22 protein-coding genes are annotated in these 21,480 nt (G+C 43.5%); 13 read left to right on the top strand and 9 right to left on the bottom strand.

Going from position 1 to position 21,480, the window contains the following annotated elements:
* Window positions 1-23: 23 nt before the first annotated feature.
* Entirely contained in the window at window positions 24-1,013 is a 990-nt protein-coding gene (gene rfaD / locus SOO65_RS05545) for an ADP-glyceromanno-heptose 6-epimerase (protein WP_321398177.1), read from the top strand.
* The gene (locus tag SOO65_RS05550) at window positions 1,013-1,444 is read left to right on the top strand and encodes a FliG C-terminal domain-containing protein (protein WP_321398180.1); all 432 of its coding nucleotides are present in this window, start codon (window positions 1,013-1,015) and stop codon (window positions 1,442-1,444) included. The genes rfaD and SOO65_RS05550 overlap by 1 nt, the downstream gene beginning before the upstream one ends.
* Window positions 1,445-1,470: 26 nt before the next feature.
* Here the strand turns inward: SOO65_RS05550 and SOO65_RS05555 are convergent, their stop codons facing one another.
* Window positions 1,471-2,088 (bottom strand): hypothetical protein, encoded by a 618-nt coding sequence (locus tag SOO65_RS05555; RefSeq protein ID WP_321398182.1) that lies wholly within the window; start codon window positions 2,086-2,088, stop codon window positions 1,471-1,473.
* A 380-nt stretch (window positions 2,089-2,468) separates the two neighbouring features.
* Between SOO65_RS05555 and SOO65_RS05560 the strand changes: the two genes are divergently transcribed.
* Window positions 2,469-2,945 (top strand): TraR/DksA family transcriptional regulator, encoded by a 477-nt coding sequence (locus SOO65_RS05560; RefSeq protein WP_321398184.1) that lies wholly within the window; start codon window positions 2,469-2,471, stop codon window positions 2,943-2,945.
* Window positions 2,946-3,007: 62 nt separating this feature from the next.
* Here the strand turns inward: SOO65_RS05560 and htpG are convergent, their stop codons facing one another.
* Entirely contained in the window at window positions 3,008-4,885 is a 1,878-nt protein-coding gene (htpG, locus tag SOO65_RS05565; RefSeq protein ID WP_321398186.1) for a molecular chaperone HtpG, read from the bottom strand.
* 105 nt (window positions 4,886-4,990) lie between these two features.
* Here htpG and SOO65_RS05570 point away from each other — a divergent pair, with 105 nt between their 5' ends.
* The 6 genes from SOO65_RS05570 to SOO65_RS05595 all read left to right on the top strand — a co-directional run bounded on the left by SOO65_RS05570 (window position 4,991) and on the right by SOO65_RS05595 (window position 9,977).
* A complete protein-coding gene (locus SOO65_RS05570; protein ID WP_321398188.1) occupies window positions 4,991-5,512 on the top strand; it encodes an asparaginase domain-containing protein in 522 nt (173 codons plus the stop codon).
* Window positions 5,509-6,333, top strand: coding sequence for a S1/P1 nuclease (locus tag SOO65_RS05575; RefSeq protein ID WP_321398191.1), 825 nt, complete (start codon window positions 5,509-5,511; stop codon window positions 6,331-6,333). The genes SOO65_RS05570 and SOO65_RS05575 overlap by 4 nt, the downstream gene beginning before the upstream one ends.
* Window positions 6,334-6,516: 183 nt before the next feature.
* The gene (locus tag SOO65_RS05580) at window positions 6,517-8,529 is read left to right on the top strand and encodes a hypothetical protein (RefSeq protein WP_321398193.1); all 2,013 of its coding nucleotides are present in this window, start codon (window positions 6,517-6,519) and stop codon (window positions 8,527-8,529) included.
* Between the two features lie 55 nt (window positions 8,530-8,584).
* Entirely contained in the window at window positions 8,585-9,010 is a 426-nt protein-coding gene (gene mce / locus SOO65_RS05585) for a methylmalonyl-CoA epimerase (RefSeq protein ID WP_321398195.1), read from the top strand.
* Window positions 9,007-9,726, top strand: a complete 720-nt coding sequence (locus tag SOO65_RS05590) for a rhomboid family intramembrane serine protease (RefSeq protein WP_321398198.1) — start codon at window positions 9,007-9,009, stop codon at window positions 9,724-9,726. Before mce ends, SOO65_RS05590 begins: the two co-directional genes overlap by 4 nt.
* A gap of 77 nt (window positions 9,727-9,803) precedes the next feature.
* Window positions 9,804-9,977: a hypothetical protein gene (locus SOO65_RS05595; RefSeq protein WP_321398200.1), complete on the top strand. Its 174-nt coding sequence runs from the start codon at window positions 9,804-9,806 to the stop codon at window positions 9,975-9,977.
* Between the two features lie 63 nt (window positions 9,978-10,040).
* Here the strand turns inward: SOO65_RS05595 and SOO65_RS05600 are convergent, their stop codons facing one another.
* From SOO65_RS05600 to SOO65_RS05610, 3 genes are all read right to left on the bottom strand, one after another.
* Window positions 10,041-10,496 carry a flagellar basal body-associated FliL family protein gene (locus SOO65_RS05600; RefSeq protein WP_321398202.1) on the bottom strand — a complete coding sequence of 152 codons (456 nt, stop codon included), beginning with the start codon at window positions 10,494-10,496 and terminating at the stop codon, window positions 10,041-10,043.
* 56 nt (window positions 10,497-10,552) lie between these two features.
* A complete protein-coding gene (gene ald / locus SOO65_RS05605) occupies window positions 10,553-11,671 on the bottom strand; it encodes an alanine dehydrogenase (protein ID WP_321398204.1) in 1,119 nt (372 codons plus the stop codon).
* A 67-nt stretch (window positions 11,672-11,738) separates the two neighbouring features.
* Window positions 11,739-12,554, bottom strand: a complete 816-nt coding sequence (locus SOO65_RS05610) for an MBL fold metallo-hydrolase (protein ID WP_321398206.1) — start codon at window positions 12,552-12,554, stop codon at window positions 11,739-11,741.
* Window positions 12,555-12,570: 16 nt separating this feature from the next.
* Here SOO65_RS05610 and SOO65_RS05615 point away from each other — a divergent pair, with 16 nt between their 5' ends.
* Window positions 12,571-13,926, top strand: coding sequence for a M16 family metallopeptidase (locus SOO65_RS05615; protein ID WP_321398208.1), 1,356 nt, complete (start codon window positions 12,571-12,573; stop codon window positions 13,924-13,926).
* A gap of 8 nt (window positions 13,927-13,934) precedes the next feature.
* The gene (locus SOO65_RS05620) at window positions 13,935-15,281 is read left to right on the top strand and encodes a M16 family metallopeptidase (RefSeq protein ID WP_321398210.1); all 1,347 of its coding nucleotides are present in this window, start codon (window positions 13,935-13,937) and stop codon (window positions 15,279-15,281) included.
* A gap of 1 nt (window position 15,282) precedes the next feature.
* Here SOO65_RS05620 and SOO65_RS05625 read toward each other — a convergent pair whose 3' ends face one another.
* Genes SOO65_RS05625 through SOO65_RS05635 form a run of 3 tightly spaced genes read right to left on the bottom strand, consistent with a single transcriptional unit; the run spans window position 15,283 to window position 17,365 of the window.
* Window positions 15,283-15,636 (bottom strand): bactofilin family protein, encoded by a 354-nt coding sequence (locus SOO65_RS05625; protein WP_321398211.1) that lies wholly within the window; start codon window positions 15,634-15,636, stop codon window positions 15,283-15,285.
* Window positions 15,633-16,376 (bottom strand): hypothetical protein, encoded by a 744-nt coding sequence (locus tag SOO65_RS05630; RefSeq protein WP_321398213.1) that lies wholly within the window; start codon window positions 16,374-16,376, stop codon window positions 15,633-15,635. Before SOO65_RS05630 ends, SOO65_RS05625 begins: the two co-directional genes overlap by 4 nt.
* A 5-nt stretch (window positions 16,377-16,381) precedes the next feature.
* Entirely contained in the window at window positions 16,382-17,365 is a 984-nt protein-coding gene (locus SOO65_RS05635) for a L,D-transpeptidase family protein (RefSeq protein ID WP_321398215.1), read from the bottom strand.
* Window positions 17,366-17,505: 140 nt separating this feature from the next.
* On the opposite strand from SOO65_RS05635, the gene SOO65_RS05640 reads away from it, so the two are divergent.
* Complete coding sequence (locus SOO65_RS05640; RefSeq protein ID WP_321398217.1) at window positions 17,506-19,515, top strand: coiled-coil domain-containing protein; 2,010 nt, start codon at window positions 17,506-17,508, stop codon at window positions 19,513-19,515.
* Window positions 19,515-20,852 (top strand): GGDEF domain-containing protein, encoded by a 1,338-nt coding sequence (locus tag SOO65_RS05645; protein WP_321398220.1) that lies wholly within the window; start codon window positions 19,515-19,517, stop codon window positions 20,850-20,852. Before SOO65_RS05640 ends, SOO65_RS05645 begins: the two co-directional genes overlap by 1 nt.
* Here the strand turns inward: SOO65_RS05645 and SOO65_RS05650 are convergent.
* Window positions 20,833-21,471: an FMN-binding negative transcriptional regulator gene (locus SOO65_RS05650; protein WP_321398222.1), complete on the bottom strand. Its 639-nt coding sequence runs from the start codon at window positions 21,469-21,471 to the stop codon at window positions 20,833-20,835. The genes SOO65_RS05645 and SOO65_RS05650 overlap by 20 nt on opposite strands.
* Between the last annotated feature and the right edge of the window lie 9 nt (window positions 21,472-21,480).

Below are 21,480 nucleotides of genomic sequence, written 5' to 3' on the forward strand. Positions count from 1 at the left end.
GGTTATTTCAATAAAGGATACCCATGATTTTAGTAACTGGTGCCGCCGGTTTTATCGGTAGCGTGATTGTAAAAGAATTAAATGCTCTTGGAATCGAAGACCTGCTTCTTTGTGACCATTTCGAGACAGGCGATAAGTGGAAAAACCTCCGTGGCCTTAAATACGATTCATTTGTTCAGGTAGAAGACCTGTTCGACCACCCCATCTGGAAAAAGCAGGGCGGACTTAAAGCGATTTATCACATGGGTGCATGTTCAGCGACGACTGAACTGGATATGGATTTCTTGTATAAGAACAACACTGAATACACTAACAAGCTTCTGGCCTTGGCCACGACGAAAAATATCCCAATCGTTTACGCTTCAAGTGCCGCTACATACGGCGCCGGTGAGCAAGGCTATTCGGATGATCATAAAGGGATCGCAAAACTCGTTCCGCTTAATAAGTATGGCTACTCAAAGCAGCTGTCTGACGAGTGGATTCTAAAACAAACGAAAAAACCAAAAGTTTGGTTCGGAGTTAAGTTCTTCAACGTATTTGGCCCGAATGAGTACCACAAAGGCAAAATGAGCTCAGTGGTGTTCCAGTCTTTCAATCAAATTAAAGAAGTGGGCGAAGTAAAACTCTTCAAATCTCACCGTCCTGACTACAAAGATGGCGAGCAGCTTCGTGACTTCGTTTATGTAAAAGACGTGGTTCGTGCCATGATCGCTTTAATCGATGCTGGTAAAAAGAAGCCGTCAATTTCCGGGATTTATAACCTTGGAACAGGCGAGGCGAGAAGTTTCCATGATCTGGTGAAAGCAACTTACGCTGCCATGGACATTAAACCAAAAATTACCTTCATCGATATGCCAGTTGAACTAAGAAACCAGTATCAGTACTACACGCAGGCGGACATGGGTAAATTAAAGAAGGCCCTGCCGAAATTTAAATTCATGAAACTGGAAGAAGCTGTCGATGATTATGTACGTAATCACTTGGCACAAGAAAATCCTTATTTGAGTGTTTAATGAATAAAAAAATTGATGGTCTGAAACAAGCAATCGAAATGCTCCAGGGTCTAGACCTTGCGGCCCAACAGTCTCTCATCGCAGAGATTGCCCGTAAGGATCCTGAGATGGCCATCAAGTTAAAACAAAACCTCGTGACCTTTGATGATCTGAAATACCTAACGGTTGCCATGATGAAACGCCTTCTTCAAGACATCGATCTGGATGTTCTAGGGCTGGCTCTTCGCGGGGCCAGTAAGGAAGTGACTGATCATCTCCTCAACATGTTCTCGACCAATATGAAACGTGATGTGGAAGATTACTTAAAGGGAAAACCTCGTCCGCTTTCAGAAGTTCTGGAAGCTCAGAAGAAGATCATGGATGTGGTTATTCGTTTAAGAGATAAGGGCGAGATCGTACTTTCAAAAGACAAGTCAGAGAGATACGTGTGAGCCCAAAGGCCCACACGTAGGTCTTATTATTTTTCTTCAACTACATAGCTATCAAGTTTAAATCCGAGGATCTTCTTTTGAGACACTTTATACTCTCTAAGTGTCTCAAGTGGCTTCACATCGTAAACCACGTTCTCACCGTCATATGACTTCTGACGGGCCTTGATTTCAAATGTCTCTGCCTCTGAATCTCCAAGTGATGGAAGGTCCTTGAAGCGGATTTTCATTTCATCGTTTTCTCGAGTCACCGCCGTCCCGTATTGAGCACAGTAAGTTTCTGGAACCGGACAAGTGCGAGGGATTGAAATCCGCTCTTCTCTCCATTCTTCATGGTAGCGAACGCAGCGACCATTATTAGGATCGGTCTGAACACAGCGACGAACACGCACGCGGTTATAACGAACATCTTCACCGCAATAAGTAGAGGACTGACGAACTACATAACGTGTCTCGTAGCGCTCACAAACTGAGTTGGCCATGGGCACTTTAAATGTGATCACCACTGTCTCTGGTGTTTTATTGGTGCGAACAACAACTGCTGCATCGGAATTAACTGATACCTTTTCAGAAAGTAGTTCGACTCTTTCTTGGGCATAAGTTGATAGGGAAGTAGTGAGAGCAAGAAGAACAAAGAGGACTTTCATATAGAAGACTCCTTATATTGGTGCGAACTTCATACCAAATTCCCGAGTGAAACAGGGGATTAATGTATAACTTACAATGTTTGGCATGAGTGGTCTTATTGACCCCAAGCACGGAGCTAATTTGGCCTCATTGATGACTAAAATGCCCTGGATGCTGTAGGCCCAAGTTTTTCCCAAGCTCGTAACTAATCAAAATCTCATTTTCTTAAGTTGGCACGAATCCTGCTCTATGGTTCCCGAGAGAACGGTGGGTTTACTCAAGGATGAGTACCTGTAAGAAACGGAAGTCCCCCCGGTCTCGCCATGGAATGGCCTTCGATTTTAAAGGAATTAAGATCGAATTAACATCAAGGATGAGAATCACTTTTAAGGAGAGCTTTATGGAAAAAGCAACAATCGAACACTTCAAGAACCTCTTCATGGAAATCCTTTCTGAAGAAGAAATCTTTGAAGGCAAACTCTCGCCGGTGAGCCTTGAAGGTGATGAAGTAGACATTGTTTCTGTTGAGAAAGAAAACCAAATGGATTTCCGCCTCAAAGCAAGAAATGCTGTGTATCTAAAGAAAGTACGCAAGTCTCTTCAGAAAATTGAAGATGGAACTTTTGGCGAGTGCGAAGAGTGCGGCGCCGAAATTACTCATAACCGTCTACTAGCTCGTCCGACTGCTGACCTTTGCATTCACTGTAAAGAAGCTGAGGAAAAAGAAGAGAATCAACTGGTTCACCGTAACCGTGATTCATTGAAGAACGGCCGTGTTCTTCCAATCGAGCACCTTGAGCGCGGTTATAACAAAGATGAAACATCGACTTCTGATTTCCACGTCACACACATGGATTATCAGGACATCGTGAACTAAGTAATTGGGGATTTTGTTTTGTTGAAAAAGGCCTTCGAATGAAGGCCTTTTTTTTATTTTGATTAAACGATGAACTGAGAAAGTTCCTGAACTAAAGACTGAGAACGAGAAACAAACTTCTCTTTGTCCTCAGAAGTCAGACCTTCTGATGAAAGACTAGCAAGATCCTGAACGTGATGAACGATCTTCTCAGCTAGTTCTTTCTTCTCACCCTTTTCCCAAATCTTAAGTGCGTTCTTAATCAGGGTATTGCGAGGGTTTACCACCAAGGTCTTCTTCACTGGCATGCTGAACGCGCTGTTACCCATCGACTTAGTCATCTGCTGGAAGCGCTTCATTTGCTCATCAACTTTGAAGTAGGCCGATGAAGAAGCGTTTTTAAGGCTCTTCACGTCCACATCCAACGTCATTTCTTTTTCTTTATTGTCGCCAACCAGAACTTGCTTAAAGAAGTCCTTGATCTTGATGTCATCAGCATGGGTGTCAGTTGCTTCAAGAAGGTTTTCGATCTCAGAATCAATTGAAGCGAACTTGAAAGTCTGCTCGCCGACTTTCTTCATCTCACAGTGCTGCATGAAGTGCGGATCAATGTATTGATCTGTCTCAAGGACCTGAATGCCTTCGGCCTGAAGTTGTTTACGAAGAGACTCATCACTTAGGTTCTTCTCAAAGTAAACGTACTTATCTTTAAGCTTCTCTTTGTACGCTTCCGGAACTGATGCCTGATAGTCTTCAAGTGTCACAAGTTTTCCGTCTGTGTTTTTAAACAGCACGAATTTTCTCATCACTTCATCAAACTTCTCATCCTGCATACAACCGTATTTTACAAAAAGACCGATATCTTCCCAGGCCTTCTCATAACGTTCACGATCAGAGTTAAAGAGCTTCTTAAGTGACTCAGAAACTTTCTTGATGATGTAGTTCGAGATCTTCTTGATGTTCGGATCACCTTGAAGTGATGAACGCGAAACGTTTAGCGGAATATCCACTGAATCAATGGCACCTTTTAAAAGCCCCAAGAAATCAGGCACAATGTTTTTCACGCTGTCTGAAACGAATACTTGTTTCGAGTAAAGCTGAATACCATTTTCCTGAATCGGCTTACTTTGATTCAGCTTGGGGAAGAACAACACACCTTGAAGTGTGAACGGGTGATCAACATTTAAGTGTAACCAGAATAGCGGCTCTGGATCCATTGGGAACATCTTACGGTAGAACTCTTTGTAGTCCTCATCCTTAAGTGTGGTCGGATCTTTTTTCCAAAGGGGAGTTGTCTCGTTAATGATTTCTTCTGTTGCTTCTTTATTTGATAGATCCATAAGACCAATCGGATAAGGCATGAATGAACAGTAACGAGTCAGTGTTTCATTGAATTTCCATTTATCCAAGAAATCCAATGAGTCTTCTGCGATATGAAGCGTGATAGTAGTTCCCACTTCTGATTTCGTTGACTCAGAGAACTCATATTCAGTATCTCCGAGACAAGTCCATTTAGTTGGTTTTGAACCCGGCTGCATAGAAAGAGATTCAACTTCAACTTTTGCGGCAACCATGAAGGCCGAGTAGAAACCCAGACCGAACTTACCAATGATTTCGTCCTTGGCAGTGTTGTTGCCCATGGTTTTCATTTTCTGAACGAATTCTTCCGCGCCAGAGAAGGCGAGTTGAGCGATGTATTTTTCAACTTCACTTTCATTCATCCCAAGACCGTTATCTGAAATGGTAATGGTCTTGGCTTCTTTATTGAGAAGAATTGAAACTTTACCGGCCGGTGTCTCATGACCCTCTGAACGGGCCAGGGTCGATCTTTTGGTGATCGCGTCACAAGCGTTAGAAACTAGCTCACGAATAAAAATATCGTGCTCTGAGTAAAGCCACTTCTTGATAATGGGGAAAATGTCATTTGTTTTTACTGAAATCGAGCCTTTACGGGTTGTCATACTCTCTCCAATAGTGGTGTCATATTGTCGTCTATTCAATAGGTTTAAGAAGTCATACAAAATATGGGTTCATACAGATTAACGTCAAGGGTTTGAAACGAAATTATGTCGAACGAAATCATGCCACTTAATATTCTCGCTACCGGTGGCACCATCGAGAAAATTTACGACGAGTTTGAAGGCTCTCTTCAAAATCGCGATACGATTGTAAAAAATAAAATTCTTCAGAAGCTGCGCCTGCCTTATACCGACATTACGGTGAAACAGATCATGTCGAAAGACTCACTGTATATGGATGAGAACGATCGCGCGTTTATCCTGAATTCCATCAAGGCCCACGAGAAGGGTGGCCATCCAATCGTGATTCTTCACGGTACGGACACGATGGATCTTACATCTCGTTACTGCTTTGAACATTACCCAGAGGTGACGGTTCCGGTGGTTTTCACTGGTGCCATGAAGCCCCTTGGATTTGATGATTCAGACGCCGCTCAGAATGTAATCGAGGCGATTTTCGCCGCTCGTATTTTGCAGCCAGGTTACTACGTCACATTTCATGGAAAACTCTTTATCGTCCCTAAATTTAGAAAAGATAAAAGTCGCGGAACTTTTGAGGAGATTGAATGAAAACATTATTGTTTGCTCTGACACTTCTTTCAGCTAACGCTTTTGCATGGGGACCAACTGGCCACCGAGTGGTGGGACAGGTCGCAGAAAGACATCTTACGGTAGATGTTCACTACAAGATTTTTCAACTCTTGGGTGGGCAGTCACTTGCTCGAGTAGCGAACTGGCCGGATGAAATTAAGTCTGAACCACAGACTTATTCTCATACCTACAACTGGCACTACACGGATTGGGCAGATGAAATGCACAATCACGATGAGACAAACTCATCAGGAAAACTCATCACTTCACTTCGTGAGCAAATTGCCGTTCTAAAAGATCCGGCCGCTGCTCAGGAGAAAAAAGTCTTCGCGATTAAATTCATCACTCACTTAATGGGTGATCTTCACCAGCCACTTCACGTGGGCAATGGTGTCGATCGTGGGGGTAACTACTGTAAGGTGGTTTTCCAAGGTCAATCAATGAACCTTCACGCTCTTTGGGATGAAGGGATGATTGATTTCACAAAACTTAGTTTCACTGAAATGGCGCAATTTGTTTCTCAAGGCCGTTCACTGGACAATATCGCCGCTTGGAAAAAAGGCGATCTTCTGGATTGGGCACAAGAATCTAAAACACTTCGTAACGAAATTTATCCGGATGAAGTGAACCGTTCTTCTGAACCAGGGGCCATGAAGTCCTATTGTAAAAAAGAGGCGACAGCTGAAGAGATTCCAAAGATCGGTTACGAGTATTCGTACAAGTTCGTGCCGGTGATGGAACAGCGTCTGTTTCAAGCAGGTATTCGCCTGGCGGCCGTTCTCAATGAGGCGCTTAAGTAGCCTAAAACAAGGCCTGCCCGCAAAAGCTGGCAATTTTAAATTCCGACCATCCTTTTCAAGAACTCTAACCCCTCTAAAAGAGGGGAGAGTTCCTGAAGATTCCCCCGGCAATCCTTTCTCCCCCGATAATAATTTTAAGAATTTAAGAAAATAGGTCCGATAGAACTATTGAGGTCTATGACCATGGATAAATTTAATTTCGGGAAGAAAATTTTAAGTCAGTTGATTGCGATGTCTTTATTGCTCGCAAGTTGTACGCCTGCAGATATGCCAACCTCAACTCGCTCAAATCAAATCGGCGAAACTTCAGGTGGTGTCTCTGGCGGTTCATGTACGGGAAACTGTGCGGGAACAACAACTGGTAGTACAACCTCAGGTGAAACTTCTCTTCCTCCGAAAGTTGAAATCCGTCACTTAATCGAACCAAATCTTTCGACAGACACAAGCTACTCAACTGGCACTGGTTTATCAGGTGGTGGTAGTTATGTGCGTAAGCTTTCTATTCCAAAAAACTTCGCTGGTCGTTTGTATGTAGCAGGTATCAATATCGGCACACTTTCTGATCGTCACGTAAGAGTGCGTTTCAAATTTGGTGTGGGCCGTGAGCCAGTTACGATTAGTGGTACTGTCACACAGGCACCTGGTATTACTCCGCAGACTTCTGTGAGTGTAATCGTGCTTGATTTACGTTCAGAACCTTTCCGCAATATTCGTCTTCCATATGATCTCTTCGACTATAACGAATATAATTTCGCCAATGGTGATACACCTGTTCAGGACAATCGAGATACAGGTCTTTATTGTCGTGGTCTTCGCGTTGAAGATGATCCGACTTTTCAGGGTGTGGGCGCGTGTGACGGTATTCAATCTAACTCAAGCCAACCTGATGAAGAGTGTCTTTATTCTTATGCAAAAATCCTGGACCAAGGTCTGGTAAAACAATCTGGTTCGGTAAAAGTTCCTATCACTCCATCACTTCCTCAGGTGAAGAGTGTGACTGGTAGTGCTTATTACCAGGATTACATGAGTCAGAAAATTCTTAAGCCACTTCCAGATACAATGCCAACAACTGCCACAAACATTGCTGGTACTTATAAATTCAGTGAAGCGGCCGTTCCTGTGAATTCTTCAGACTCATCGGCGATTACATTTACTTATCCAACAAGCATCTGGGACCCAGTAACAATTCTTGGAAGCCAGTATTATTATCGTGGTCCTTATCGTTTGGTTAACTCTGGTGAATGGCAGTTTAAGTTCGCCAAGCTGGATGGCCCGAAACGTCTCTTCAAAGAGAACTCTTGGGTGGATTATCCGATCTATATGACAAGTCCTCTTCCGGACGATAGTCAGACAGCTCCGGTTCAGAACAAGATTTATTACAACTCATATATGTTCCCGCTAGCGACGAAACTTGATTTGACAGCAAATGTGGCCCACCTTGCTTCAAATGATGTGGAAGGTATTCGTACTGAACAGGGTCTTTCGGTTGCCGGTAAAACATTATGGATGGATGGTTCGAACGCTCGTGCTCAAAGCCGTAACACTGATCTCGAGCACATCGGTTCATGTAACGTTTCTTCTACAATTGAAATTATCGCGAAAGATGACAACGCTAACGACTACATCATCGCAGTTGCAAATGATGTAAAACTTCAACTGGTTCGTCCGACTCAATATCGTACTGATACTGGTAACGAAGTTCTTTATACAAACTTCAAGAGCTGTTCTTCAAACGCTGGTTGTGGAAGCTCTGAATGTTGTTTTAACAATCGTTGTTGGGACCAGTCACTTGTTTCTCAATGTTTTGATTCTTCAAGCACACAAGGCAACCGACCAATTGGCGACAGTTGTTCAACAGATCTTGAATGTTCAAGCTTATGTTGTAACCGTACTTCAGGTCAGTGTGCTCCTCACAATACGATCATCACACCGGCCGTTCTGTGCAGTAAACCAATCGGGGATTATTGTATAGCGAAGGAATGGTGTCAGAAATCTCCGGTCGTTAAGTGTCTGGTGGTGAAAACCGGTACAGATACTTCAGGTAATGTAACTTGCCGTCAGCACTGTTATAACACCATGGAGTACGGTGATTGTAAGAACGGAACTTGTACGCCGCCAGTTCAGGAAACGATCCCAACATTTGATCCAAATGCTGAGGATGCCTGTGATAACGCCGTGCCTGCGCCAAACTTTTAATCATTGATCCAAGCTCCTCAAAGAGGCATAATAAGACCGTCTAAGGAGACCATTTATGTCTTTACCGGAGCTCGCAGACTGCGTTCTCGATCACATCGCTATCGCTGTAAAAAGCATTCCAACTGCTAAAAAAGTATATGAAGATATGGGGCTTAAATTCGCCCCGGAAATCGAAGAAGTAAAAGATCAAAAGGTCTTCACTGCCTTTGCTCACGTTGATACCAACGCTCACATTGAGCTTCTTCAACCAACATCTGAAGAAAGCACGATTCATAAATTTATCGAAACCAAGGGCGAGGGGATTCATCACCTGTGCTTTAAGGTTCCTGATGTAAAGGCCAAGACTGCTGAGCTTACGGCCAAGGGTTACAAGTTTATTTATCCTGAGCCAAGAATTGGCGCAGGCGGATGCTTAGTTAATTTCATGCACCCTAAATCAACTGGTGGTGTTTTAATCGAGTTATCTCAGAGGCCAGAATGAATCAGGTTCAATTCCAAGCTCCACCACTATCAAAGATCAATAAAGTCATTTTGATTATGACGGGTGCTTGTTTCCTAGGTGCTTCAATCCTTAAGGCCATCGGTGCTTTTTCACTGGTGGGAATACTAGGTCTTTCAGGAAGTGGTCTGTTCAGTGGATTAGTTTATCAGCTTGTGACTTACCCATTTGTTGAAGTGAACTTCATGAGTTTTCTTTTTAACTCACTTGTTGTTTGGTTTATCGGTTCAGAATTAGAGTCTCAGTGGGGACAAAAAATTTATCTTCGCTTTTTACTTTTAACTGTCTTGGGTGTGGGGCTGATTTATACCCTGATTAGTCTTTTGTTCTTCTTTGGCACTCCAGTGTACTTCTCAAGTCTTCATGGTCTCACAGGCATTAACTTTGCCCTTCTTATGGCCTATGCCATGATTTATCCGGATCGACACATGTCCCTCATGATGATCTTCCCGATGAAGGCCCGCACTTTCTGCCTTATTCTTGCCGGAATTGAAGCTTATATGGCCTTTTTCTCGGGCTCCATGAGTTCGTGGGCGCATCTTTTGGCCATGGGGATCAGTTATTTAATTATCCATTTCCAGTCTCGTCCGCTGATCCGGAAAGTGCTAAATGCCTCTTTCCAGTCTAAGCCGAAGCGTAAAAATCACCTTTACGTGGTCAAAGATGAGGACCAGAAGCCACCAAAATACTGGCAATAAAATTGGTGCAGCATGTTACCGCTTGCTTAGTTTGAAGTGGAGTGGTACAAAGAATTTCGTTTTAAAAGTGAGGACTTATGAAATTGAGACTAGCTCTTGAAGAAAAACTATTAGACGTACGTGTACGTGACCGTCTTCTTGCTGAAGGCAAAATCACGAAAGAAGACGTGAAAAAATATCTAGATAACTTATCTGACGAGACAAAGAACGCTGTTCCTCTTGATCACGAAGAAGCTAAGAACATCCAGTAATTTTCTAATCTAAGAAATTATATTGAAGAAAGTCCCGGCGAAAGCTGGGATTTTTTTTATCTATTATTGGACAACAAAGCCCGAGAAGTAGATTTGCTTCACTACTGGCTGACCAAGTTTCGCATTCACTGCTTTCTTAATCTTATTCTCTAAAAGAATTTTCCCAGTCACAGAATCAAGTTCGTCCGGCTCAAGATGAGAGGCAATTTCAATCAGAATGTCTTTGAAGATATGTTCATTGGCCTTGATAAGTTCTTTCTGATCTTCATGAAACGGAAGAACGTTCATTTCCAGATCTAAGTAACGAAGGCGAGTACTGCGCGAGTGAAGGTTCACTACGAACTTTTTAATCGGTACCGGTTGGATCTGTGAAGACTCCAAAGCATCCGTCTTCATTTTCTCCGCCTCTGCTGCCTGATTAGTTGGCTCAGGTTTAATCATATTGTGGGAATAGAACACTAAACCAGCGCCGGCCACTACGATGACGAGATTAAGAATGATGAGGATCTTTTGAACCATGGACTAATGATAACACGCGTCCGAGAAAAAGAAAGGGGCCCGAAGGCCCCAATCTATTAAAGATATTTGTCTAGTTGTAGCGGAGTGTATGGAAGATCTAGGTCAGTAGCAACTTGTTCGTAAACCAGTTTACCTTTGTAGATGTTCACACCAAGACGAAGCGGCTTATCTTTCATGATAGCGCGATCAACACCGTCTTTAGCGATCATACGAGCGTACTTAAGAGTAACGTTTGTAAGAGCGAATGTAGAAGTACGAGCAACAGCACCTGGCATGTTGGCCACACAGTAGTGAACTACGCCATCAACTACGAAAGTTGGATTTTCGTGAGTAGTTGCCTTACAAGTTTCAATACATCCACCTTGGTCAACAGCGATATCTACAACCACTGAACCCTTAGACATTTTAGAGATCATGTCACGAGTAACTAGCTTAGGAGCTTTAGCACCTGGAACTAGAACTGCACCGATAACTAGGTCTGAAGCAAGAACTGCTTCTTCGATGTTCTGTGAGTTAGAGAAGATAGTGTTAACTTTGTTTTCGAAAAGTTGATCAAGTTCAGCAAGACGCTTAGTTGATAGGTCGATAAGAGTAACATCTGCACCCATACCAACTGCCATCTGAGCAGCGTTTGTACCAGCGATACCACAACCGATGATTGTAACTTTCGCACGACGAACACCTGGAACGCCTCCAAGAAGAATACCTTTACCGCCTTTATCAAGCTGAAGGTAAGTAGCACCAACTTGAACTGACATACGACCAGCAACTTCTGACATAGGAACTAGAAGTGGAAGAGAGTTGTCTTCAAGTTGAATTGTTTCGTAAGCGATACAAGTCGCACCAGACTTCATTAGACCTTCAGTTTGCGGCTTATCAGCAGCAAGGTGAAGATACGTATAAAGAATGTGGTGAGGCTTAAGAAGAGCGATCTCATTTGGTTGAGGCTCTTTAACTTTAATGATCATTTCACCGATTGCGAATGCATCTTCAAGAGTCGGAACGATTTTAGCACCGGCCTTGATATATTCTTCATCCGTAATGCCGATACCCATACCAGCATTGTGTTGAACGTAAACTTCGTGGCCGTCTTGAACTAGTTGACGTGCACCACTTGGAGTAAGACCAACGCGGTTTTCATTGTTTTTAATTTCCTTAGGAACTGCAATTTTCATCAGGGACTCCCTTAATAGTTAGCAGGACAAAATAGCGATTTAAAGTTCCGCCCATCTTACACGGTTTTTAGGCGTTAGAATAGAGGAAGGACTGGCCATCTATAGCAGGGAATGTATTTTTTACACCACGCTTCTTGAGCTGATAAACCAAATCCAGATAGTCCCATTCATGTCCCATGTGGGTTAGGACCGCGGTTTTTGGTTGAATCCTCTCGATATATTCCAAAGTCAGGTCGAAATGGAGATGGGTCGAGTGGGGATTGGGTCTTAAACAGTCTATGATTAATAATTCAAGCTTAGCGTCAGAAAGCCTCTTAAGGACCGCCTCCGGAACCTGGCGACAGTCCACCAGATAGGCCATTTTTTGATGAAGAATTCCTAATGTGTCTTCATGACCGTGAGGAAGTGAGAAGAATTCAAATGGCTCATCAACAATGCTCTCAGGGCCTGCCTGTGTGATTTTCAAATCAAGCAGAGGAATGCCTCCACCTAAGATCGCCTTACCGGAAAAGTAATTATCGCGATCGAAGATATAAGGAAATTTCCGTTTAAGATCTTTGGCGGCAGATGCATCAGTGAAAACCGGCAAAGGTTCACTGCGCTTAAAACCATAAGGGCGTAAGTCATCCATGCCATGAGTATGGTCAGCATGATCGTGCGTGATGATGATGGCATCAAGCGCATCGGTTTTGTTTCGCAGTAGCTGAGTGCGCAGATCAGGTGAAGCATCAATCAGAATCTTTTTCTGACTCGAAGACTCGATCAAAGCTGACGTGCGAAACCGTTTATTCCTAAGCTCTGTTGATTTGCAAACCTTGCAGTTGCAACCTAAAATAGGAACTCCTGTGCTTGTTCCTGAGCCTAATATCGTGATCTTGTTCATCACCGAGGATGTTACTATGAAGTTGATGTTTCCGCTACTCTTGCTCGCCTTGCTTTTCAATGGCTGTGCTTCCCGAAAAAAAGAAGAGTCACTGGCCGACAGTATTAATCTTGATGTCGAAGAAGTGAAACTTGATAACGGCATGACGGCGTTGATTGTTAATAATCCAAAGCTTCCCATCTTCTCACTTTATTTCTTCTATAAAGTTGGTGGAAAAAACGAAGTGCCAGGTATCACAGGTGCGTCTCACTTTCTTGAACACATGATGTTCAAAGGTGCTAAAAAATTTGGCAAGAACACGCTTGATTTCATCATCGAAGGCAGTGGTGGTTCAACCAACGCTTACACTACAAACGATCAGACTGTTTACTACGAAAATCTTCCTTCCTCAGAACTTAATATGATCCTCGATATCGAAGCGGATCGTATGGAGAACCTGACGCTGGATGAAGATGATTTCAATAAAGAGCGCGCAGTTGTTCTTGAAGAACGTAAAATGCGTTACGAGAATTCTCCTCGCGGACAACTTTATCAGTTGATGATGTCTTCACTATTTGCCGGCACGCCTTACGGCCGTCCGGTGATTGGTGACATTCCCGACATCAAATCTGTGACTCGTGAACAGATGCACGCTTACTTCAAACGCTTCTATGCTCCAAACAACGTTGCCCTTATTCTTGTAGGTGATGTTGATACAAGCAAAGCGAAGAAAATGATTGAAGAGAAGTTTGGAAAAATTCCTTCTTCTAAAACTGTGACTGAGGCCCATGCTTCTCTTAAAGACGAAGAGTTCCAGCCAAAGTTAACTGAATCAAAAGTTGTGAATCAAAAGGGTGAAGCACCAAATCCAATGTTCATGCTTTCGTACGCAACTTATAAGATTGGCCATCCAAAAGGTTATGCTTTGGACGTTCTTTCTTCGATCCTTGGATCAGGTAAGAGTTCGGCACTAATCAATGAATACATTTTGATCAACCGTCCGGTGGCAACATCAATGTATGCGGCCCACCAGCAGCTTGAGAAAGCGGGCTTTTTCTTCATCGGAGGAGAGCTTGTTCGTGGTGTGAAGCTTGAAGAGTTCCGTGCGGATCTTCAGAAGAAACTTCACGGTTTCTGTGAATCAGAAATCACTCCTAGAAGCATTCAAAAAATTAAGAACAACTATCTTGTAGATCTATATGCGGGTCTTGATACCAATGCTGGTCTTGCCGGTTTTTTAGGTGATCGTCAGCAGTTATTGGGAGACTGGAGATTCTATAAAGAAGAACTGAGAAACTATGAGAAGGTGACAGTTGAAGACGTGAAGAGCGCTTGTCACGAGACCTTCTCGAAGAAGAATGTTTTTGTCTCAGTTTGGAATCAGCATAAGTAGGAATGAATATGAAATATCTATTAGTCGGTTTATTAGTTGCCTCAAGTGCCTTTGCTAAAGACTCTTTCCTTGATTCGGTAAAACGAATGAAGTGGGGAGACTTGGATGTGGTCTGGATCAAAGACGACCATTTCCCGAAGTTTACCGCTTCGATTTATTTCCAGGACGGCGCTCTTAATGATTCATTCCCTGGCGTGACTCAATCGACTTTCGATCAGATCGCGGCCGGAACTAAGACCCAGAACCAAAGAGAGATCGCAGAATACTTCGATTTCTATGGTGCGAATCTTCGTCACTCAGTAACTCACGAATACTCAGTATATAGCGTGCAGGCCCTGACAAAAGACATTAAACCAGTGATGGGGAAGGTATGTGAGATCTTTAGCGATGCTCAATATCCTAAGAATGAACTTAATTCCTACATCAGCCGTTCAAAGAGTAACCTGAAGAACCTTGTGACTTCACACGCTGCTTTGGCAGATAGAATTTTCAGACGTGTTTCTCTGGATGAGACGGTTTATTCTCAGCCAGTCGAAGGCACGATCGCGAGCTTTGATAAATTAAACTCTGAGCTATTAAAAAGTCGTCTGGCGACACTTAATAAGACGAAGAAAGTTTTATACCTAGCGGGCCCGGAGGAAGTGAAAGATATCCGTGACGTTATTGAAAAAAACTGTCGCTGGAAAAACGAAACGAAATCAACGCCGATTACTTTGAAGAAACCTTCATCACAGTCAGCGATCTATCTGGTAGAAGTTCCAAACGCTAACCAGGCCCAGATTCGCATTGGCCGTTATATGACGAACCAGGAATTCGCGAAGAAGTATGATCAGTTTGGTTTTATGGCCGGCTTCATGGGCGGTGGTTTCACTTCTAAACTTGTGCAAGAACTACGTGTGAAAAGAGGTCTGACTTATTCGGCGGGAGCGTATGTGTCTCTTCAAAGAGATTATGGCCGCGCAGGAGTGATGACTTTCTCAAAGAATGAAACAACCGCTGATGCCATCGGTATCATCCGTGATGTTTTCGCCGATGTTGCCCAAGGTAAGTTTGAAGAAAAAGAATTTCAACATCAGAAAAATCACCAAATCGGTGGATATGCTTTTGGTTTCGAAGAAACGAATGCTTTCCTCGGTCAGTTAATGCTTCTTGATCACCAGGGCAGAGAGTTTAAAGATCTTGTAAATTTCCCGACAACAATCAGTAAACTGACTCCATCAGAACTTTCTCAAGCTGATTTTGAGGCGTTCCCTTGGGAGAGACTTACAATTGTAGTGGTAGGGGACAAGAGTCTGGCGAAGAGCCTATCGCGCATTCGCCCGGTGAAGATCCTGAATTACGAAGATTATCTCTAGATTAAGTTTGGTCCTGGGAGCTGGCGTTCATTTCAACGACGGCCCCAGGATAAATCACGAGACGCCCTGATTTAATAGATCCTGTTACAACCGCACTTGAACGAATCGAAACCAATCCCGAACATTCAATATCACCTTCAACCTGACCGAAGATTTCAAGATCGATGGCCTTGATTTTGCCTTTTACGAAACTTCCACGCTCGAGCACCAGTTTCCCAGTGTCTTTGATTTCAATGCTGCCTTCGATACTTGAATTGATGATGGCGTCGCCGGCAAGAATGATGTCACCGTTGATACGAGTCTTGGCACCAAAAACGTTATAATGAAAATCTTTGAAGTCTTGATCATTGATCACGATTTGGCCCCTACTTTAAATGACTCTGTCTCACGAATGAGGAGAAGGTCGCCTTCACGATTAAAAATGTAGATCACAAACTTAACCGATTGGCCGGTAAGTTGGGTCCTGAATTCTGCATTTGTTGGACGTAGGCGAGACACCGAGAACGGTTCACCCGTTGAATATTTAATCCCTTGAGTGATAAGAGCGTTCGCTCTTTCCGGATAGGCCATAAGTCCATTTTCAGACATCATGAACACCAACACGTGACCGGTCACTTTTGTTTCCGGAGAAGCACTCATGATCACAAATTTAAATGAAACTTTGCCCGCTTCCTGTACCATCGAAAATTGATCGAGGTTCACTTTGTTTTGACTTAGAAGGTTCTGCATCCCATAGGGCTTTTTGATCGCCATGAGATAAGGGTCTTCCGGAGTCGCAGTCGCCGGTTGGCCTGAAAGCTTCTCGGCCAATTGATTGTTACTTTCCTGAAGGGATTTGATCTCTGCTTGAAGCTCGGCCACTTTACTGTCTTCCGCCGGCAGAACTTCCGGAAGAGTGGGAGTTGGGACGTGCTTAATTCTACTTCCAAGACCCCAGCTGAAAATCAGCAGAAACGAGGCCACCAGAACTACTGGTACAACGACAAAAAGTGTTTTGATGAATCTTTTAGTGAGGCGGAAGTATTTTGGGGGAAGGGGAGCATCGTAGATAACGATCGCGACCTCATCCCCATTTTTTTGAATGAATTCCTTCATGAGTCCTATTCTTTAAAGAAACGCTTAGAAGGAGTGAAGGAGGCGACGCTTTTTGAATCCACTGCCGACCATAGTTCACCCACGATTTTCCAGTCGTAGTTATTATCTTTCTGAAGATATAGGGTCTTTTTACCAATGTCATTAATTACTGGCGAACGGTAGTCTTGTTGTAAATGAACAACCGCATAATCTTCGTTGGCCATGATTGAAATGAAGTCCAATTTGATCTCAGGAGAGTCCGCACGAGAGAAAACGGCCTTTTTATAGTTTTTGTAACCGTTGTATCCACCGTGTTTCTTATCGTAGAAGCGCTCTTTATCGTAACTATTGATGTAGTTATCGAAGTCTTTAGTCTTCCAGGCAGTTGCCCACTTTTGAACCGCATCGTTGATGTCTTTACGGTTTCTTTCCCAAGTTGTTTTTGAAAGGAAGTGAACGTCTTGAACCACGATGATCGGAGTGTTGTTAAGTTCGATGAATTGAGAGATGTCTTTTAGATCTTGGTTCTGAACAACGACGCAGCCTCTTGAGTCCAGACCCTTAGAGATGCGGTTATCGTCATCAGTAGAGTGAAGCCAGATTCCTCCGCCAGTTTTCTTAGCACGCTCATCGATAAAGTTCGGGTAGTCCATCGGGAAAGCACCACTGCCGTAAATCTTGGCGTAGTTTCCGTGGCGACGGAAAAGTTCATCTTTCGAGTAGAAGTCATAGATCGTGTAGATCCCTTCTGGAGTTTTGTGATCCCCGTTGCTCGCCTTATCACCTTTTGTCTTACCAGTGGCCATATTAAAGGTCTTCACTAGTCTTGGTTCAGTGGCAGCGTTCTCATAAATATGAAGTTTATGAGTGGCCTTTTCCACTAAGATCACGTGGTGGGCGAACTTATCGTCCATCATCATAATGTTAGAGGGATAAAAGATATCCTGGGCCTTGGCCAGACCGACAGAAATAGTCAACATCATCAAAGTAATGAATTTAAAATTTTTCAAGAATCCTCCACAGAGACAATTCGATTGTATTATGAGCCAAAAAAGGACGCAATAAAGATATCTATTAGGAGCAGCAATCTTTGCCCCCTCGGAGACTGGGGAACCCATAAGATATGATGGAATGTAGAAGGTAAAGCATAATGACCTACTATTTCATCAGCGGGGCCCCGGAGAAACTCAGAGAATTTCTGAATCGGTTTCCTATGCTCTCCGACGCCGTTGAAGTTAAGACCAATGAACAGATTCTCAGCGAAGAAGGTAGTAAGGACATTTTTTATTTCGTAGATTTGCATTCACTACCTGTAGTTAAGCAAGCTCTGGTGTTCTATATCCGCGAGAAAATCCCGGCCGCAAAGTTGATCTATGTGACCGGAGATGAGAATGCTTCAGACTTAAAAAACCATCAAAAGTCTCCGATTGGTGGAGACGCCTATGTTCCATTTGAAATCAATGCCTCTGAGTTGAACGCAATAGTTGAGTCTCTGGCGTTGAAACCTCCTGCGCTTCCTAAGGTCGCTCCGGTGAAATTAAGTCGCCTGGATATGAAGACCCAATTTGATGATCTTGAAAAACTCGATGCCATGAAAGGCCATCCGGTGAGTGTCCAGGTTGATGATGTCTTTAAGAGCATCATTAAAACCGCCGCCAAAAAGCCATTGTGGCAGAGTGCTGAAGCTTTAATTAAACCAGTTGAAAATAATGATTCGGGAGAAGAACCCATGAGTACGAAAGACCAAGAACTGTCATTCGATGACGGTGAGCTTGAGATCAGTATTGGAGACGAGGAAATCTCCTCGGCGCCGGCTGATGATGGTCTGGATTTAAGTCTGGCAGAAGAGGACAGTCTCTCATTAAGTGACGGATCAGATGATCTGAACCTTGCTGAATCCTCTGATCAAGAGCAGTTTGGAGATCTTTCTTTGGACACTGAAGAAGGCGAGGAGCTTTCCCTTGGTGAAGAAGAAGAGGGCGAAGAACTGTCACTCGGCGATGATGAAGGTGAGGAACTTTCTCTTGGTGATGAAGAGCCATTGGAAAATATCGGTGAACTTTCTTTTGATGAAGAAATTCCTGCATTGGGTGAATTGAGCCTTGCCGAGGAACCCGCTGCAGATGATTTGAGTCTTAGCGGTGACGTTGGTCTGGATCTCGGTGATGATGATCTCTCGTTGAATCTAGGTGATGAAGATGCTTCGCTTGATCTCTCTGGCAATGATGAACCTTCTCTCTCTCTAGATGATGGCGAGATGTCGGACGACGCCATGGCGAAGTTAAAAGAAATCGACGCCATCATGGATTACGATGCCTCACAGGTCGCGATCCGTGCCAATCCACTTCAGGAGCTGGAATCATCAATCGATGAGCCGCTGGTTTCCGACGATATCAATCTTGATAACATCAACTTTTCTTCTGACGAGGTCGGCCTTGAACCAGAAGAGGAAGAGATTGAAGAAAAACCAAAGAAAAAGAAACGCGAGCCTGCTCCACGAGAGGCCCGTGATCTTGGTCAGGATTTAAAGGAAATCTCTGGAGCTTATTCAGGGGAAATGGAGCGCATGCAGGCCACCATTTCAAACCTCCGTTCTGATCGTGAAGAGCTACTAGCAAAGATTCAGAAGCTTGAAGAGGACAAAGTGCTCCAAAGCCGCCAGAGTCTTTCACTTCGCGCCGAACTTGATGAGAAGAAAATTGAACTAACGATCATCCGTAAGAAGTTAAACGAAGAGATCAATGAGCTCAAAGACAGACTGAAGCTCTTTGATGAGAAAAGACTCATCATTGAAGAGAAGAATAGAATTCTTGCGCAAGAGCTTGATAAAGCTGCGCAAAAGAATAAAATTGATGTGAAAAAAGTGCAAATGCGCGAAAGAGAACTGGAACAACGTCTGGAGCTCTTGAAGGCAGATGCAGAAACTCAAATCAGACACCGCGACCTGAAGATCTTGGAGCTTAAGCGTAAGATTGATGCTATGGAGTTTGATATGGAGTCCATCTCAACGCAAGAGAAGCGTTCTGTGGAAAGCCGATTTGAGTTGGAAGATAAATTAGAAAAGGCCATCAAGACTCTTCGAAATGCTATTACAGTCCTCGAAGATGAAACTGATCGCACCAATGCATTGGATGCATTGAAGAAAAACATAGACATGTAATGAACAAAAAAGAAGATCAGTTAGAAATTCTGGCCATTGGTTTAGACTCGTTTTCGATCGAGGCAATCAAGAAGTCCCTGAAAGAGAACAAGCTGAAGTATCACATCAGCTTCCTTCAGGACGTCGCCGATTTAACTGGCTTCGCCAAGAGAAATGCTGCTCAGGCAGTGTTCTTCTATTCTAACCGCCAAAGCCAAAAGACCGTGGACGACATCCGCCGGATTCACCAGTTGATTCCTCGCGCTGCCATTACACTTCTTTCACCACGTGCCGAACAAAGCGGGATCGTAGGCGCTTTCCGTGCGGGCCTTTTTGATTTCCTCACTCTTCCTATTGATCAACATGAAATGCGCACAGTAATTTACCGCTTAAAACTTCATGGTGCCATCCAAAGTGGCCAGTGGAACCCAGAGCGCGCAGTTCTGCACTTGTTTTCACGTCCGGAGAGCTTCACTGCCATTCGTGATGTGGCCGCGGGCCTTGATCAATACATGGGCCTTTTCTTTGAAGTAGAGAAGGAGATTCACTTCACTTCGAGTCTCAAAATCATTACCTCACTTCAACAAAAGCTAAAACTCACTGAACATCAGTTGAAACGCATTAAGCGCTTCCTCTTTGATGATACAGGACTTATCTTTGGCCTTCGTTTTGTGAATGACCGCTTCTACTTCCTAGTTAAAAGAGGAGACGGCCAACTTTCATACCTCGTGGCCCGAAATATTTCAGAATATTCAATCAAAGACATCCTCAGTGATTATCTTTCAAACGTTCTGAAAACTTCTCTCTCAATTCTCGCCGAGTCTCGCAAGCGCGAGGCCATGCGTATGCTTTCACTTACAGACGAAGTCACCGGTCTTTTCAATCAGCGTAAGCTCATCGAAGACCTTGAGCTCTATATTGCTCGCTACCAGCACGATAAAATGGGCTTTAGCCTCCTGTTTGTTGATATCGATTACTTCAAAAACGTGAACGATCAGTTTGGCCACGTGGTTGGCAGCCAACTCTTAATCGATATGGCCGCTATTTTAAAAGGTCAGCTTCGCTCTTCCGATCTCGTCTACCGTTACGGCGGAGATGAATTCATCGTCCTACTTCCACGCACGAGTGTCGAAGAAACGAAGAAGATTGCCCTTCGTGTTTCTGAAGCAGTTAAAAACGCGGAATTCGTTGTCGATAATGACAAAAAATATCGCCTCTCACTTTCTATCGGTGTGGCCGAATTCCCAACTGATGCAACTAGCGCCAAGTCCATCATCGATTTCGCAGATAAGATGATGTACATGTCTAAGAAGTCAGGTCGCGGGAAAGTTTTCCACGTTACCGAGGTTGTGGCCTAGTCATTAGCTGTCTGATCTTTTGACTCATTTCATCTTCTCGTCGAGAAAGACCTTCTAAAACGCCGGCATAGTCAGCATCGTTTCGGTTCTGGCTCAATTTGAATTTTCCCTCGATATTATCAATCGAAATTTCAATCCCAACGATCGCTTTTGAGAGTTGCTCTCCTCTTAGGTCTTCCGGAACATACATGTCCCATTTTTCTTCATACTGCTGATTCATATGATCATTCGAGAAATTGAGAATTTTGAGAATGCCTTTATTGTCTTCGATGAGTTTAAGATTTCCATCAATGTGAACAACAGCATAGTTCCAAGTCGGTACATCGTTTTTGGCATACCAACTTGAATTAATATAAGTCTGAGGCCCATTGAAAACCACCTTAACTTTTTCACCTAGTTTTAATTGATTCCTCCTGGCCATGTGGCCCACGAGTTTATTTCCCTCTCGATAGAGTGGAAGATGACCAACCTCTTCTCCGGTAATGAGAGTGGCAAAAGGGTACTGATCAATAAGGGAGTTCAACTCATCTATATTGTCGTTAATAAAATGCTTTGGATTATACATAGTTAAAGTCTTATCACTTTCGCCAGCGGAAGTAACTTTTTTAATAGTTGACATGTCCGTATA

The organism is Peredibacter starrii, assembly GCF_034259205.1.
Classification (GTDB): Bacteria; Bdellovibrionota; Bacteriovoracia; order Bacteriovoracales; family Bacteriovoracaceae; genus Peredibacter; species Peredibacter starrii.